The organism is Bartonella sp. AA2SXKL (assembly GCF_042197205.1).
Lineage (GTDB): Bacteria > Pseudomonadota > Alphaproteobacteria > Rhizobiales > Rhizobiaceae > Bartonella.
The window spans coordinates 1-655 of the sequence record NZ_JBHIRN010000188.1; the positions used below are offsets into that span (position 1 = coordinate 1).

Sequence of the window (655 nt, forward strand, 5' to 3'; positions counted from 1 at the left end):
TCAGCATGTTGTTCTTTATCTGATGATCCTCCAACACTTCTTGTTTGCCTCATGCGCCATAACCTCAAGAATCATTTGTTTATAGAAAATGGGAACTTTTGTGTGAATAGTTTGGCTGGAAAACACCGTTCACTAGCGGATATTTTTTCTAGGCGTTACAATTATACAGAAACTGAGTGTTTTGATAGAGCGCAATGGGGAACTTTACAGACTGGTGCACCTAGTCTTTCAGATGCTTTAGCGTCGTTTGATTGTCGGTTAATTTGTTGGCATGAGCATGCAACCCATTACATTTTGATTGGTGAAGTTATTGCAATTAACCGTAATCAAGAGAAAGATGCTTTGATATATTTGAATCGTGGGTATCATACTCTGCCTTTATAAAGTTAAATATTGGGATGATTTGTTGTTATTAAGTTTAGATTATTAGCTAAAATTATTCGCTTAATTTCCAATGTTTGCATTTTCCTATTTTATAGGTTTTGGAGTATGTGTAGAAATGGGATATACGGAGAATCCTTAAATGGTTATTCTCTCAAGAGAGTATATTTTATGCAAAAAAGTGGCTAAAAACTTAAAAAGTGGCTTTAAACACATTTTTAGGTTGTTATAAAAATAGCATTTTACACTTGTGTTGATCGGTGTTGAACAATAT

At 33.7% G+C, this 655-nt stretch carries 1 protein-coding gene; it reads left to right on the forward strand.

All coding sequences use genetic code 11. From position 1 onward, the window contains the following. On the forward strand, positions 1-384 hold a 384-nt coding region (locus ACFINS_RS10610), incomplete at its 5' end, for a flavin reductase (RefSeq protein WP_375706250.1). Between the last annotated feature and the right edge of the window lie 271 nt (positions 385-655).